The sequence below is a fragment of the Neorhodopirellula pilleata genome (assembly GCF_007859915.1).
In the GTDB taxonomy this organism is placed as follows: domain Bacteria; phylum Planctomycetota; class Planctomycetia; order Pirellulales; family Pirellulaceae; genus Rhodopirellula; species Rhodopirellula pilleata.
In genome coordinates this window covers 453,107-468,906 of record NZ_SJPM01000001.1, presented here as the reverse complement: position 1 = coordinate 468,906, position 15,800 = coordinate 453,107, and the positions used below count along the sequence as shown (strand labels likewise).

Here is a 15,800-nt window from a genome sequence, read left to right as displayed (position 1 = left end):
GAGTAAGTGACTCTCGCGGCGGGCGAGTGTCGAAATTGGAAGGGTGTTAGTAGACGCTACTTCCCTTTCATCCTTAGTCCAATTTCTCGCGTAGGTTTGGTGCGGAGTTTTCCAACTTCTGTCAAACAATGACGGTCACTCCGGTTGTTCGGGTTGGCTCGATGACAACGAAATGCGGCCTAGCGGCAGTGACGAGGACAAGACGACACCTTGGTAATTGCAGGCAATTTGGTAAGCTTCTAGGCGCTAGCGGCAGAAAGGCGGTTTGCGAGCCGATCACCCTCCGTATTCGAACCTGGAAAGGCTAATCCCATGCCCTTACAACGTGATTCCGCTGAACTTCAACGCTCTGTCGGTTGGGACAGTGTCTTGAGTTCGTCCCCGGCCGAACGTCAACGACGACAAAGTTATTTGACCTTCCAATTGGCAATGGCGGGTTTGACTCCACCGGACGAATCAAACCAGGAACACCCTGAGTCGGCGTTGCCCCGAGAATTGCTGGAGAGTTTCCGCGAGCGCAACGCGATCTTGAGGCAGCATCAACCGCCGATCGACGGGCGGATCGAGGCGTTCTTGAAACGATACTTTGCCGACTGCACCGGCGGCGACAAGTTGCGTCTGCCCACGCGTTCGTTGACGCTCGACCGACACGGATTGGCGCGTGAGCTAAGTTTGCCGCTGGGCAAGAACAAGTTCGAGAACGACCAAGTTAAATCGTATCGGTGTTTCAATGGTGTCTTGAACAATCCGAAATCAGATCGACGCACGACCGCAGGAACGTTTCATGTCGTTGAAGGCGGGTTACCGATTCCAGGTGACAAACGAGCCGTTCCCAAAGAAGTTTTCGTGAAATTATTCCAGTCGGCAATGCGACCGCCGGAATCGGACTTGGAACTTCCTTACACGAGCGAATCCCCCGAACCCGCTCGCACATGGGTCTCGTTGATGTTGCGTCCGTTAGTCGCGCCAGGGATTGAGGGCGTTAGCGAGCACAAGACGATGGAAACGCGTTTCTTCGTCCCCGGAAATTTTTGTAGCAACCTGGACTTTGTCGAGTCCATCTTCGGCAACGCTGGCGATCCGTTGGTTGCCGGTGGTGACGCGGGGCTGGATGCGCTGCACTGGAGCGGGCATACCGGTTGCGTGATCCTGGCAACCCATCTGGTTGGTTTAACGAAAAAGGATGTCGGTTTGCCGCACTACGACGATGCGACCGAACGTCAACGTCGGGACCGAATGTGCTGGCAAACCGAAGGCGAACTTTATAACGACGGCTCGGCGTTCAAGGTAACTTGCCGAGATGAGTCCGGCGTGATCGTGACCTTGATCGCCGACAACTATTTCGGCTATTGCAAGAAAGAGGTCAAGACACAGCTCAGCTACGCGGCCAACTTGATGGGCAACGCGGAAGAAGAGCACGCCGGCGGGGCGCTCGCGTTCGCGTCGTATTCACTAGGCGACCACTTCCAAGCCAAAAGCCGCCTTTACAATGGACAGACTTTTACTGAAGTTGCCCAACGCTACGCAGACTTCATTGATGTTCAACCCGAAGGATATGGCATCGACAAGCTTTATCCGGAGGTTATCTACATTCCTGAAAGCGCGTTCGCGTCTCTGAAGTCGCGTCACATCCGTTGGAAAGACGCCACCGGCGCGACTCAGACCATTCCCTTGTCGCCCGATCAGGTTTACATCACGCCGAGCGGTTACAAACTGCAATTGGCCAAACACGCTAGCGCCCCGAGCTGGCGGTTGATCGGCACCGTCGGTGAAGGCGTGTTTTGCCACAAGCCATGTACGGTCAGCGGCGGCGGCAAGAGCGAAATCAGCAAAAGCCTACGCGATTACATGCTCTATGGTCCGATCTTCGTCAAAGACCACGACAAAGACTTCGCGCTTGTTGATGAAATCTTTGCCAAAGATTACAGCAATCGATGGGCCTCCGATTCGGATGGAGCAAAGGTCTACGCGGACAGGGCCTCACGTAGTGTCTTGGATCCCAAGCGATCTCTCGGCAGCGTGATCAAGCTGCTGACGCCGTCACCGGAATACAACGACGAATATAACACTTGGCTCAATACCATTCCCGAACATGTTTACGCGATCGCGTTGATCGTCAAGCGGTTCATCGGCACCGATGCCGAAGAGGGCATATCGCCGGGCGAGTTCAATTGGCGTGAGCAATTCCGGGTCGATATCGTCAACGGTTCGCCAGGGCACGAATTGAAGATCGGTGATCGCCCGTTGGTGGGAACCTACCTGCGTGTCGGACTGGAAGACTCCCGATGGCGGACGTTTAAGCTGCGGCAAGACTTCATCGCGGCCGCCAAGGTGCAGCGGGAAGACGACATCTCGGCGAGTATCGTGGTGCCTTCATCGTCGCTGGCGAATGCCGGAATTCCGCCTCTAGTCGGATCGATGTTCGCCGATGCGGAAAGCTATAAGTTCGTCGAGAACTGCGAGTACCGATTGTTCCAGCGTCCCGACGACGCGGTCCATCGCGGTCTCGATAAACAAACCGAATTGGACCTTTCCGGTCCAGGCAACTTCATCTCAAACTTCGAACCGCTAACAAGCAAGCAGGCACGCGAGATCATCGCCGACGCCATCGAATTTGATAAGTTCACCGGTCCGATGGAAGCGTTGTTGGAAAAGGCCGCTGCGGCCGAGGACGGCTACGTCGTCAGCACCGCTGATCCACGGATCGTCGATGGAGCCCGGACGAAGAACCCTCGCTACCTGCAAGACCGTCCTGACATGGTTCGCCATTTGGACACCTACGTCGCGATCCGGGGCATGCAGCTGTTTCGCAAGTTACCAGCCGGTGCACCGGTGCTGACGCCGGTGGGCGCGGTGTTGTCCGGACGCCGCAATAATCCACCCGACCGCGCCGCCGGCATTCGATCCTTGGCCGTCTATTCGCCATTGCATTATCAAGAACTGCCTGAACTGATCATGGATTGGGTATGCTCGCTAACCGGCAAGAGCCCCAGCACGACGGGGGCGGGTAGCGAAGGGGCGCTCACCAAGGGACCGTTCAACGCGCTACATCCGGCGATCGACATGAACAACGCGATCGTTGCCACGATCCTGACGGACTTGGGCGGGTTCAGCACGCCGGCAGGCCATATCGGTCCTCATTTCGAAGTCGGACATGATATTTCGTTACTGATCCCCGAGGTGTGGTGCCGGATGACGGCGCAAGAACGCGATCCGGATCAACTGATCGCCGAAGGGATGCTGCAACGCGTCGAAGACTTCGAATACAACGGCAAGCTGATCCCGGCCAGTCGTCTGGGATACCGGATGACCAAGAAGTTCGTTCGCACCTACTTGGCACGCGTGTTCGACAACCCGGCCAAGGTGTTCCCGGACTCGATCCTGCGTCCGGAGACTCAAGACTTAGAAGCGTTCGGCGACGGGATCCTGCAGATTACTGAGGCCCAAGCGCGCGTTGCGAAGAATTACTTCAATGATTTCGGTTACGAGTTGGCGTGCCCGCCGTTGCGTGCGGTTCTGGACATCATGGTTCACGGCGAACACAACGGACACACGATCGACTCGCCGGAAGTTCGCAACCTGTTCACGCGTGAGTCCTTGCTTAGTAGCGATTGGTACGCGCGTCGATTGCAAGCGAAACAGCAACGCGACGTCGAACACTGGACCGCGTTTGAAAATCGCTTGAACGAATTCATCAGCAAACCCCAAAACGACGAAGCCGTCGAACGCCTTGGTTTGAAGGATCGCTTGGCGTTCGTGCAAGCCAAACGCCAGCAAGCCGAGGCATCGAGCTATCCCAGCAGCCTGATCGGCAGCCTCGGCGTGGACCCGATGTCTCCTTCACCGAACGATCCCGTTATGCTGGATCGTTTGGCGAGTGTCTAGCATTGCGAGATCTTGTTCTCGTGATGCTCAAGGCTCGTTCGCAAATAAACCACAATCAGCCGCAACGCGCTAGGGCTGTCGATTTAATCGTAACCCGAAGCGTCAGTGAGGGATCCCTTGTAGTTGAATAAGGCCAGGGAATCCCTCGCTCACGCATCGGGTTACGATTTAACCAGCAAGCCGCTGGTGCGTTGCGGCTATTTGCTGATCAGGTAAATTGCTTCCGAACAAGCACTTAGCGAATCTCCCTCCCCCCATCCTCGATTTCATCCCCATGTCATACAACGTTCTCATTGTCGGTAGTGGCGGGCGCGAACACGCGATTGCCTGGAAACTAGCTCAAAGCTCGCACGTCCGCGAAGTCTTTGTCGCTCCCGGCAACGCGGGAACGGGGGTGGACGCGACGAACGTGGATTTGGCTCAAGACGATCACGCCGGTTTGATCCAATTTGCCAAGAACAACGATGTCGGTTTGGTCGTCGTCGGTCCCGAGGCACCGTTGGTTGCGGGGTTGGTCGACGACATGCAGGCGGCCGGTTTGCGGGTGTTCGGGCCATCGAAGGTGGCCGCCGAACTCGAAGGCAGCAAAGTGTTCTGCAAGAACTTATTGCGATCGGCCGATATTCCCACGGCGGATTACCAAACGTTCCGCTCGCCTGATGATGCGATGCGATATATCAAAGACCGCTTTACCGAACCGAGTGACCCGGTCAATGTGGTCGTCAAAGCCGACGGCTTGGCGGCCGGAAAGGGAGTCATCGTTTGCGAGAACCGGTCGCAAGCCCTCGACGCGATCGACCGGATCGGGGCCCGCAAGGAGTTCGGTGCGGCGGGTAAAGAAATCATTATCGAAGAACGCTTGACCGGACCGGAAGTCAGCGTCCTGGCGATCACCGACGGCGAAACGATATTGACATTACCGGCGGCCCAGGACCACAAGCCGGCTGGTGACGGCGACACCGGTCCGAACACCGGCGGCATGGGCGCCTACTGCCCCGCCCCGGTCCTCGACGAAGAGACGCTCGCACGCGTCGAATCGGGCATCTTAGTCCCGGTGGTTCACGCGATGAAACGCAGTCGACGCCCTTTCAAAGGCGTCTTATACGCGGGTTTGATGTTGACCCCGGCGGGGCCCAAGGTGCTCGAGTTCAATGTGCGTTTGGGCGATCCGGAATGTCAGCCGCTGCTGATGCGATTGAAAACGGATTTAGCCGAAGTCATGCAGGCGACCATCGATGGTCGGCTCGGTGAATTGGACGGATTGGAGTTTGACGAGCGACCTTCGATTTGCGTCGTGATGGCAAGTGAAGGCTACCCCGGCGAGTACGAGAAGGGGCATCCGATCAAGGGGATCGCCGACGCCGATGCGATGGAAAACGTGAAGGTCTTTCACGCCGGAACGAAGATGGTCGACGGAAACGTCGTCAACGCCGGCGGCCGTGTCCTCGGTGTGACCGCGATGGGCGACACGATCAGCGCCGCGAAGCTACAGGCCTACAAGGCAGTTGCAAAGATTCGATGGCAAGGCGCTTGGTGCCGCAAAGACATTAGTGATAAAGCATTGGTATCCGTTTCGGCGACCTGAGTGTTCCGGCATGGTTTTCGCTGACTGTGGTACCGTTGGATAGCCGCAACCCGCTGGCAGGCTGTTGATTTAGTCCTCATCGAAACCCGACGCGTGAGTTTTGAAGTTGCAGTTTTTTCGTAACCCGCTGCGTAAGCGAGGGATAGTTGATATGGACTCATCCCTCGCTTACGCAGCGGGTTACTAAAAACCAATGCCACAGGCAAAAGTACAACTTCAAGACGCGTAAGCGAGGGATACTTCAAAGAGAATGAATGGCGTTCAATCCCTCGCTGACGCATCGGGTTACGATGAAATCAACAGCCAGCCAGCGCGTTGGGGCTGATAACACAACAGTTCCGCCGTCTCCACTCTTCACTCTTCACTCTTCACTCTTCACTCTTCACTCTTCACCCTTCACTCTTCACTCTTCACTCTTCACTCTTCACTCTTCACTCTTCACTCTTCACTCTTCACCCATGCCTGCCGCCAACCACGACGCCCTCCTCGAACATCTCCGCGCCTACCAGCAAGACCACCTGCTGCGGTTTTGGGATCAACTCGACTCGACCTCGCGGGACAAGTTAGCCGCTCAGATCAACCAAATCGATTTCGAAGAACTTTCACAGCTAATCGAAGGCAAAGATTCCTCGACCGACTTTGCCGCCTTGGCCGCTCGGGCAGACTTGCCACCAGCCGTATCCGCCGACGGATCGGGTACTGACTGGACGATCGATGAGGCGCGAGCCAAAGGCGCAGAAGCATTGCGAGCCGGGCAGATCGCGACACTCGTTGTGGCCGGAGGCCAAGGCACCCGTCTCGGGTTTGACTTGCCCAAAGGCATGTTTCCCGCCGGGCCGCTGAGCGAGCGGACGTTGTTTCAGATTTTCGCCGATCGATTGATCGCGACCGGAAAACGGTACGGCGTGACAGTGCCGATGTACTTGATGACCAGCGAAGCGACCGACGCGGCAACGCGTGAGTATTTCGAATCGAATGACTACCTGGGGCTCGATCGCGACCAGGTCATCATCTTTCAACAAGGCACGATGCCAGCCGTCGACGCGGCATCGGGCAGAATCCTGATGAGCGACAAGGACTCGCTCGCTTTGTCACCAGATGGTCACGGCGGAACGCTGCGGGCACTCGATCGCAACGGATGCCTCGACAAGATGAAGGCGGACGGCAACTCGCATCTATTTTACTGGCAGGTCGACAACCCGCTAATCACGTTGTGCGATCCCGTTTTCATCGGCCATCATTTACTCGCCCAAAGTGAATTGACCAGCCAAGTGATTCGCAAGCGTTACCCGACCGAGAAAGTCGGCAACGTGGTGCAGGTCGACGGCCGAACCCAGGTGATCGAATACAGCGACCTGCCCGATTCGGCGGCTGAGATGACCACTGCCGATGGCGGGTTAAAATTATGGGCCGGCAGCATTGCCGTGCATTTGTTCGACATCGAGTTTCTGGTTCGAGAAAAAAACAGCAGCACGTCGCTGCCGTTCCACCGTGCCAGCAAGAAGGTCCCCCACCTCGATCAAGCCGGCAACCGCGTCGAGCCCGAGTCGCCCAATGCGACCAAATTCGAGAAATTCATTTTCGATCTTCTGCCTGCGGCGAAGCGAACCATCGTGGTGGAAGTCGAGCCGGCCAAGGCGTTTGCACCGATCAAGAATGCCGACGGGGCTGAGACCGACACCCCCAAACTGGCCAAGCAAGCCATCAGCGATCTGCACCGTAGTTGGCTGGTTCAAGCGGGAGTGAACGTCACCGATGGGGTAACCGTCGAAATCAACGCCCGGTACGCCCTCGACGCGGAGGAATTGGCCGATCGGATCCCGGAAAATCTGGCGATCTCGTCGGACCGGTACTTTGACGCCTGATTATGGTGAGGGAGCCGACCCAAATCTTCAAAAGTTCGTAGAACAGGGCGAGCGGATTGGCTTCCGCTGGTGTTAGAGTAACTAGCACGCTCGACGGTTTTGCGATCCCACCTCCGCCCCTCCGGCACCACGGCCCCCTCCCCATGCGAATATCTACCCGACGAGCCCCGGCCACCCGCCGGGGCAACACTCTGCTCATTTTGTTGTTCTTCGTCGGTGTGATCGGTGTGGGAGGATGGTTCGGTTATCAGTCCTATTTGGAAGATCAGAAGAAACTGGCTCCTGATGACCTGATTCTTAGTGAAGTCACCCAAGGGGCGTTCGACCATACGGTGATCGAGCAGGGCGAAATTGAAAGCAGTAGCAATACCGAGATCATTTGCGAGATCGAGGCACGCGGGAACACCGGCACTCCTATTCTGTGGGTGATCGACGAAGGGGCAAAAGTCAAGCAGGGCGACAAGCTGATCGAACTGGACTCGTCAAACCTCGAAATCGAACTCAAAGAGGATCGCATCGAAGTCATTACTGCCGAGGCCGGCTACGCGACCGCCAAGGCACTCGTCGAGCAAGCCGAGATCGCTCGTGAGGAGTATCTTGAAGGGGTATTCAAGACAGAAGAACGCGCCATTTTGAGCGAAATCGCGATCGCCGAGCAAGAACTCCGCAAAGCTCAATTGGCCCTGGGAAGCAGTGAACGTTTGGTCGCCAAGGGGCTCGTCAAGTCACTGCAGTTGGAAGCCGATAAGTTCGCCCTGGCCAATGCAAGGAACCAACTCGAAGCCGCTCAAGGCCGTTTGAAGGTTCTGCAAACACTGACCAAACGCAAAATGCTCGTTCAATTCGACAGCGATATCGATGCACAAAAAGCCAACCTGTCGGCCGCCGAAGCCAAACTATTCGAGCAACAACAGGAAGTCGCCGAAATCGAACAGCAGATCGAAAAGTGCGTGATCTACGCGCCGACCGACGGAGTGGTCGTCCATGCGAACAAGTACAGCTCGCGAGGTGGCAATGCCGAATTCGTCGTCGAAGCGGGTGCCATGGTTCGAGAACGACAGAGCCTGATCCGATTGCCCGACCCTTCCAAAATGCAGGTCCGATGCAAGGTCAACGAATCTCGGATCACTTTGCTGCGACGGGGAATGCCCGCCAAGATCCGCATCGACGCGTTGCCCGGTATGGTCCTGACCGGCCGGGTTGCCAAGGTCAATCGCTATGCCGAACCGAGTTCGTGGTTCAGTTCGTCGATCAAGGAGTACGCCGTCAATGTCGAGATCATCGATCCACCTGACGTGATTCGGACCGGGATGACGGCGAGCGTGGAAGTGTTTGTCGAGCAAATCCCCACGGCGACGCAAGTCCCGATTCAGGCGATTTATGAACACGACAACAAAACGTATTCGCTCGTTCAAACCGGCGCCCAATCTTTCGAAACACGAGAAGTCGAGATTTTGGCGACCAACGAAACCATGGCGAGTATCGCCGAGGGGCTCAAACCGGGCGAGTCGGCGGTGCTGAACCTGCGTCAACATCTCACGTTGATGAACTTGCCCGAAGTCATTGTCACCGACAACAGCGACATGCTGGCGTTGTCCGAAGAGGCCAAGAACGTCGCACGCGGTTCCGCCGATGAAGAGGAAACCGGCCTCGCTTCGGCCGACGCAGGCCCCGGCCCTGGCGGTCCGACCGCAGATGGCCCGAGTGGCCGCCCCGGAGGAAGTGGACGTCCCGGAGCAGGCGGACGGCCCGGAACTGGCGGAGGGCCCGGCGGTGGGTCCTACCAAGGTGGCGGACCGGGCGGAGGTGCGCCGCGCGGCGAAGCCGGTGGCGGTGCGGGAGGCGAAGGAAGATACCAAGGCAAACCGCAAGCGGACGCGTCGTCGTCGAGTTCCGAAACTCCTGCCGCTTGATGCCGATGCCTGACACACCCTCATCCGAATCCCGTACGATCAACTCGCCGGGTTCTCCCTACGGGTCGGTCGATCCGTACAAACCCAACGCGTCGGCCGATACGGCGGTTCGTTCGATGGCGACGCGGATCGATTCGCTCGTCAAGGAATACGTGCTCAAGAGCGAAACCGTGCGTGCGCTCCAAGGCGTCTCGTTTGACGTCCCCGAGGGAGATTACGTCGCTATCATGGGACCGTCGGGCAGCGGCAAGAGTACGCTGCTCAACATGCTCGGTTGTCTGGATCAACCGACATCCGGAAATCTGTTTTTGGGCGATGACAACATCTCATTGATGACCGACGACCAACTCGCCGAGATCCGCAGTCGTCGCATCGGATTTGTCTTTCAGTCCTATAACCTGATCCAACAATTGACGGTCGTTGAGAACATCCAAGTGCCGCTGTACTACCAAGGAAAACTTGGTCCGAAACAGCGAGCCCGTGCCGTCGAGTTGGCCGAACAGGTCGGCTTGGGTGATCGACTCGATCACCGCCCCAATCAATTGTCCGGGGGCCAACAACAGCGGGTCGCGATCGCACGCAGTTTGGTCAATGACCCTTACTTTATCTTGGCGGACGAACCGACCGGGAACCTCGACAGCGTCACGACGGATGAGATTTTGGCGTTGTTCGATCAACTCAATGAAGAAGGCCGAACGATCATCCTGGTTACCCACGAAGACGATGTTGCCGAACGCGCCCGCCGTATTGTGCGACTCAAGGACGGTTTGCTCTACAGCGATGAACCGGTCGAAGAGTCCCGACGCGATGCCGCCCGGTTGGCACAACGCGAATCGGCTTTGGCCGTGAAAGCGAAACAGGGTGTTAGCTGATGATGTGGCTGCGAACATTGACGCTCGGCGTCAAAAGCTTGACGTTGCACCCGCTGCGCACCGGGCTGACGATGCTCGGTATCTTGATCGGAGTGTGGGCGGTAATCGTCTTAACAGCCGTCAGCCAAGGCGCGAGCAACCAAGTTCAGAAACAAATCGAATCGCTCGGTGCGACCACGATCATTGTCCGCAGCATTAAGCCGCCGGACGAAAAGATGGCGGGAATGCAAGCGTCGCAGTACGGACTCAAACGCAGCGAAGTGGAGAACATCATCGCGACGTTGCCGACGATCCAGCAAGCCGTGCCGATTCGCGAAATCAAACGCCAATTCACTCACGGTGACAAGTTGGTTTCGGGACGCTTGGTCGGCAGCACTCCTGCCTACGCGGACGTCAACAAGCTCAAGATCCGTCGTCGCGGTGGTCGGTTCCTCAGTGACGCGGACGGTCTGCAACTCAAGAATGTTTGCGTGATCTCAGCGGAAGTGGCCGACGAGCTGTTTCCCTACGAAGACCCGATCGGCAAACAGATCTACGTGCCCGAGCATACCGATTACTACCGAATCGTCGGCGTCTTGGAATCTCGCAATCCGTCCGCCGCGATCGGCGGATCACTCGACTCGCAAGACTTTTCCAAAGACGTTTATATCCCGATCGAAACGATGCAGGCCCGCATCGGCGACACCATCGTGACTCGGGGAAGTGGTCAGTTCCAAATTGAAATCATGGAGCTGAACCAGATCACGATGCAGGTCCAGCGGGTCAGCCAAGTGAAGACGACGGCCAAGGTGATCGAAAGCATGCTCGGACCCAAGCATGCGACGCTGGGTGACATTGCGGTCGTCGTGCCGTTGGAGTTGCTCGAACAAGCTCGGAATTTGCGTTTGATGTTTCTCGGTATCGGGATCCTGATCGCCTGCATCTCGCTATTGGTCGGCGGCATCGGGATCATGAACATCATGCTCGCAAGCGTAACCGAGCGGACCCGAGAGATCGGCATCCGCCGCGCCCTCGGGGCCAAGCGGCGAGATATCGTGCGACAGTTCTTGGTCGAGACGATCTTACTGTCGTTCGCCGGCGCGGCGCTCGGGATCGTTTTGGGATTCCTGGGGCCGCCGATGTATCGGGCGGCGATCTTCGTAATCAATCGCAGCTTTCCGGATCAGTTCGCCGCATTGCCCAGTGCGATCCGCGACTCACAGCCGGCGATCGTTTACGAGACCATTCCGTTGGCGGTGTTCATCGCCGTCGCGGTCGGTTTGATCAGCGGATTGTACCCGGCGATCCGAGCCGCCAAGATGAATCCGATCGACGCCCTGCGTCACGAGTGAGTTAGCCCGTTGTCGACCCACTTGATGGCTTCGTCCCAACTCGAAGCCATCGGCAAGTCCAACAGCCACGATAGTGCGATCAGTCGCTCACACACTACGCCGGGATCAATCCCGGCGGGGATCTCTTGGCCCTGGGATTGAGCGGACGCGACGGCGAAGTAAAGTTGTTGGTGGCGTTCGGCTTCCTTGAGTAGCTCTTCGAGCGAACGTAATCGCGAGTGCTCGATGATCGTTTGATCCGGCAAGTCGACCATCAACCGAGTCACCGCAGTGAGATCCGCATGCTCGTCCGGCCAGGGTAGTTCGAATTGCATGTCCAGCGCCCACTGCAGACACATCAACGACTCGTATCGCCACACAAATGCGTCGGCGGGCGGGCTGGGTGATGCGAAAAAAGCCCGCTCGTCAGGTGACAATGCGTCAAAACCGAGCGGACACCGAACTCGCATCCGCTCGACATCGAGGGGATGGCCGTTGAGAATGGATTCGGCCCGCGTCGCAACCACAAACAACGCCAAGATTCGTTCGGCGGTCTCTTTTGCCGACCTCGGTGCGACTTCATCCACCCCAGGGACCGGGATTGCCCCCTCGATCGGATCGACCATCCGGTTGCGAAGTTCCGCAGCGACTTCCGCTTGTCGTTGACGTGCGTCTTTCGGGGCCGGGATTACGGCGTCAGGATGGGTGACCAGGAGATCATCGATCAAATCACGATCGAGCAATGCAAGACGGGCTGGATCGGACAGCACGCGTCCATTCTCGGAAACCCAGATGGCGTTGGCTCGCCACGCCCACTGCAGCCAAGCCTGACCGGCGGCATCGCCGCACGAATCTGGGTCGACCTGGACGATCCGTCGCGTTCGCAGCCAATGGCGTCGTAGCGGCACCGCGAGCGGATGAGCGTGAGGTGCGAGGCAATCCAGCCAAGCTAGAAGAGGCAACACGGTTTGACGATCGACGTCCGCCCAAACACCAGCGGCATCGGGCGGAGCGGCGGAATCAATCGTCGCCAACGCGAACAGCAAGGCTCAGCCCACGCCCCATTTTTCTTGGAACCAAGCAACCCGATCGGCCCGGCGGGGGCTATAGTTGGCGTTCGGCTTGAACTTTTCGCGTTTCAGAAAGCTAATCATTGATGCGGCGGGCACCATCGCGTGTTGGGTGATCGCGTCGGTCGTCTCCGAATCGGCCTTCCAGTTGTACAGGATCGCCTTTTCTCGCTCGAACCACTCGTCCAAATAGGTCGCGTCGGTCGAGCTAATGACGATGTGTTCGTACTCTTTCTTGCACAAAAACCCCAAAATACGACCTGCCATGTCGCGGGTCCGATTCGTGTCATTGTCGCAAGTAGCCGCAGCGATGTTCCAAACGGACGTGAATCCATGCTCATCGACGTCCTCTTTGCTGTATTGGAGAACGATATCGGCAGCGGGGTCTTCTTGTTCGGCGTCGTCTGTCTGCTCGGTGGCCATAGGGTCTCAGAACACTCGTGGAAGCGGGGAAGGTCAAACGTCTATTAGACGAAAAAAAACGCTTCCCGAGAAGTCCCCTGAGGAAATTCCGCTTGGTAAGCTGCGACATGTGCGACATACTGGTCGCGTCTGCAGTGCCATAGACGGCTCGTTGAATCAGCCGTCGCTGGAAAAGCGAGAACGTCGGCTGATCGGGCGGGATCGCATCGGCCGACTTCGATGTCTCAGGAAGGGAAAGTTCACGGATGATCAAACGAACACGTTCGAGGAAGGCCCCGCCACCGGAGGCTCCCCTGTTCGCTCGTCTCGCGGATTCGGACGGGGCTGTCGGCGAAGCGACGCCCGGGTATCGGATTGGTTCAAACGCCGTGCTTACGGTGCGTCCGGCCGGTGCCAAGTCAACGAAACGGATTAAGAAGGTCAATCCCTGTGCCGGAGGCGGGTTCGGTGCCAATCCGTTTGATCCTTATCAAACGTCCGTCGATGTCGATCGGGTGGCCGGCACCCCGGCCTCCAACACGGCCCGCCCGAGCGAGATCGTTGGGGGAGTCCGTCGCCGTGAATTGCATGACCAAGTCAATTCGCTTTGCCCACCCGTGCCTGGGGTCTATGGCATGTTCGATCGCACCGGCGAGTTGATCTATGTGGGTAAGAGCCGCTCGTTGCGTCATCGACTGATGAGCTATTTCAGCGACTCGTCCCAGCGAGAAAAAGCGGGGCGGATCATCGAGCACACTCGTGCGATCCAGTGGGAAACGCAACCGAGCGACTTCGCCGCCCAACTTCGCGAACTCGACCTGATCCGTCGGTGGACGCCTCGATTCAACGTTCAGGGGGTCCCACAACGACAGCGACCGGTTTATTTGTGCTTGGGACGCAAACCGGCCGAAACTTTTTTTGTCGCTTCGTCGCCACCGACAACGGATTGCGTCGCCGTGGAAGGTCCGTTCTACGGCGTTGCCCGCATGAGCCGCGTCGTCGATGCACTCAATAAGACTTTTCGGCTGCGTGATTGCAGCCAGAAAACCGTGTTTCAGTACTCCGAACAGATGTCGTTGTTTGACCTGCAACCGCGTCCAGGATGCCTGCGATTGGAAATCGGGACGTGCCTGGGGCCCTGCGCAGCGGCTTGTACCCGAGCCGAATATCTCGAACGGGTCAACGCCGCCCAAAGTTTCATCGACGGGTTTAACGATGAGCCGCTGATCGCGACCCAAGAGACAATGCAGCTCGCCTCCGCGAATCAGCAATACGAACTAGCCGGACGGGCTCGCGATACGCTCAAATCGCTCAATTACGCGCTGCGAAAGTTAACCCATTTGGCTGACGCCCGGCAAACTTATTCGTTCGTCTACGCAGCCAAAGGTTATGATGGTCGGTCGATCTGGTATTTGATTCGTCGTGGTGAGGTCGTCGATGTGGCCGCAGCCCCGACGGGACCGCAAGACTACCGCGAACTCAAACCGCTTCTCCAAATCTGGGGCGGCCAACTGGGCCCGCGACAAACCACCTTCGCCAGCGAACACCCCCACACGATTTCCGTCGTCGCCTCCTGGTTCCGCAAGCATCGCCAAGAGCTCAAACAAACGTTCGCCCCCGATTCCGCCGGCCGAAAGTACCGACATTTGTCGAGAGTAGCGAGTAGCGAGTAGCGAGTAGCGAGTGGCGAGTGGCGAGTGGCGAGTGGCGAGTGGTGAGTGGTGAGTGGTGAGTGGTTGCCGGGTCTCCGCCGAAGCGGCTGCGACCCAGCCTACTCTTCACTCTTCACTCTTCACTCTTCACTCTTCACTCTTCACTCTTCACTCTTCACTCTTCACTCTTCACTCTTCAATCTTCAATCTTCAATCTTCAATCTTCAATCTTCAATCTTCAATCTCCAATCTCCATGCTCTCCCACGCCGAATACGTTGAACAGGCTTATCTATTCGGTCTGCTGCGTGAACGCATCGCTGAACAGACACCGATGCAGGAATTGCTGAAGCAACTTCAACATGAGTTGCTGGCGACGACTCGTCTGCCGATGGCGATCGACTTCATGCTGACCGAGCTGAAGCATTCCGGTTTGATGGGCCGAGCGATGGCGAAGTTGTCGCACTACTTCGCTCCTTTTCAAACCTTCTTGGTCGAAGAGTCCGAAAAAGAAACGGGCCGATTCTCGATCGATGTTGCGTTGCAGATCCTCCACGCGGACGCACAGATCCGGACCAACTACACCGCCGGATTGGAAGCACAGGCATCGAATGCGGCACAAGAGATCCCCGGGATGTCATCATCGCCAGACGGTTCATTAACGACTGCTCGCGTTGGTGCGCCCGCGAGTGAAGAATCACTCCGGCAACGCGGACGCAGCGGCTTCTTTTTCTTTCAGTTCGAATGCATTTCTCGAAACCGTCTCGGCTATCCGACTGGAATGAAAGCGATGGCCGCTGATCCTGTTTATGACGACGCATGGTCGAATTGGCTGAATCGTCTGCGTGATGAGGTTGGCTTGGTTGACATCGCCGATCTGATTTTTTTGGCGAGCGAAGAGTATCGACGACGGCTGATCGCCCAGCGACTCGAATCGACCGGCAAGGGACCGTTCTTGTTCGGCGAGAAGGAAGGCAGTATCGCGCTAGCGAACCGTCGTAAGGATCCGGTCTATCTGTTCGGTGCCATGCAACGTCACTTGGGTTACCCCAAGGTTCCACGACCGGTCAAACCCAAGACCGATCGGGATACGATCCCGGCGCTACTGCGTCGGATGGAACGATTGGAATCCCGAATCAAGCTCATGGAGCAAGAACAGCGTCAGGAATTCGACCTAAGTCGTTACTATAAGAAGCCGGAACCTTAGCGGGCTGTTGGTTTAATCGTAACCCGACGCGTGAGCGAGGG

At 57.3% G+C, this 15,800-nt stretch carries 10 protein-coding genes; 8 read left to right on the top strand and 2 right to left on the bottom strand.

All coding sequences use genetic code 11. The features are described 5' to 3' along the window. Window positions 1-312: 312 nt before the first annotated feature. From Pla100_RS01415 to Pla100_RS01385, 6 genes are all read left to right on the top strand, one after another. The gene (locus Pla100_RS01415) at window positions 313-3,885 is read left to right on the top strand and encodes a hypothetical protein (RefSeq protein ID WP_146575905.1); all 3,573 of its coding nucleotides are present in this window, start codon (window positions 313-315) and stop codon (window positions 3,883-3,885) included. Between the two features lie 274 nt (window positions 3,886-4,159). Next, complete coding sequence (gene purD / locus Pla100_RS01410) at window positions 4,160-5,470, top strand: phosphoribosylamine--glycine ligase (RefSeq protein ID WP_146575904.1); 1,311 nt, start codon at window positions 4,160-4,162, stop codon at window positions 5,468-5,470. A gap of 458 nt (window positions 5,471-5,928) precedes the next feature. Continuing rightward, a complete protein-coding gene (locus Pla100_RS01400; protein ID WP_146575902.1) occupies window positions 5,929-7,335 on the top strand; it encodes a UTP--glucose-1-phosphate uridylyltransferase in 1,407 nt (468 codons plus the stop codon). A 143-nt stretch (window positions 7,336-7,478) separates the two neighbouring features. Then, the gene (locus Pla100_RS01395) at window positions 7,479-9,248 is read left to right on the top strand and encodes an efflux RND transporter periplasmic adaptor subunit (RefSeq protein ID WP_146575901.1); all 1,770 of its coding nucleotides are present in this window, start codon (window positions 7,479-7,481) and stop codon (window positions 9,246-9,248) included. Between the two features lie 116 nt (window positions 9,249-9,364). Next, a complete protein-coding gene (locus tag Pla100_RS01390; RefSeq protein WP_146576547.1) occupies window positions 9,365-10,120 on the top strand; it encodes an ABC transporter ATP-binding protein in 756 nt (251 codons plus the stop codon). Then, complete coding sequence (locus tag Pla100_RS01385) at window positions 10,120-11,451, top strand: ABC transporter permease (RefSeq protein WP_146575900.1); 1,332 nt, start codon at window positions 10,120-10,122, stop codon at window positions 11,449-11,451. The genes Pla100_RS01390 and Pla100_RS01385 overlap by 1 nt, the downstream gene beginning before the upstream one ends. Here the strand turns inward: Pla100_RS01385 and Pla100_RS01380 are convergent. Then, window positions 11,442-12,476 (bottom strand): DUF4272 domain-containing protein, encoded by a 1,035-nt coding sequence (locus Pla100_RS01380; RefSeq protein ID WP_146575899.1) that lies wholly within the window; start codon window positions 12,474-12,476, stop codon window positions 11,442-11,444. The genes Pla100_RS01385 and Pla100_RS01380 overlap by 10 nt on opposite strands. Before the next feature lie 3 nt (window positions 12,477-12,479). After that, window positions 12,480-12,923, bottom strand: coding sequence for a hypothetical protein (locus tag Pla100_RS01375; RefSeq protein WP_146575898.1), 444 nt, complete (start codon window positions 12,921-12,923; stop codon window positions 12,480-12,482). Between the two features lie 245 nt (window positions 12,924-13,168). On the opposite strand from Pla100_RS01375, the gene Pla100_RS01370 reads away from it, so the two are divergent. Both Pla100_RS01370 and Pla100_RS01365 read left to right on the top strand, forming a co-directional pair. Beyond that, entirely contained in the window at window positions 13,169-14,575 is a 1,407-nt protein-coding gene (locus Pla100_RS01370; RefSeq protein ID WP_146575897.1) for a GIY-YIG nuclease family protein, read from the top strand. A gap of 233 nt (window positions 14,576-14,808) precedes the next feature. Continuing rightward, window positions 14,809-15,759 (top strand): hypothetical protein, encoded by a 951-nt coding sequence (locus Pla100_RS01365; protein WP_146575896.1) that lies wholly within the window; start codon window positions 14,809-14,811, stop codon window positions 15,757-15,759. The last annotated feature ends 41 nt before the right edge of the window (window positions 15,760-15,800 follow it).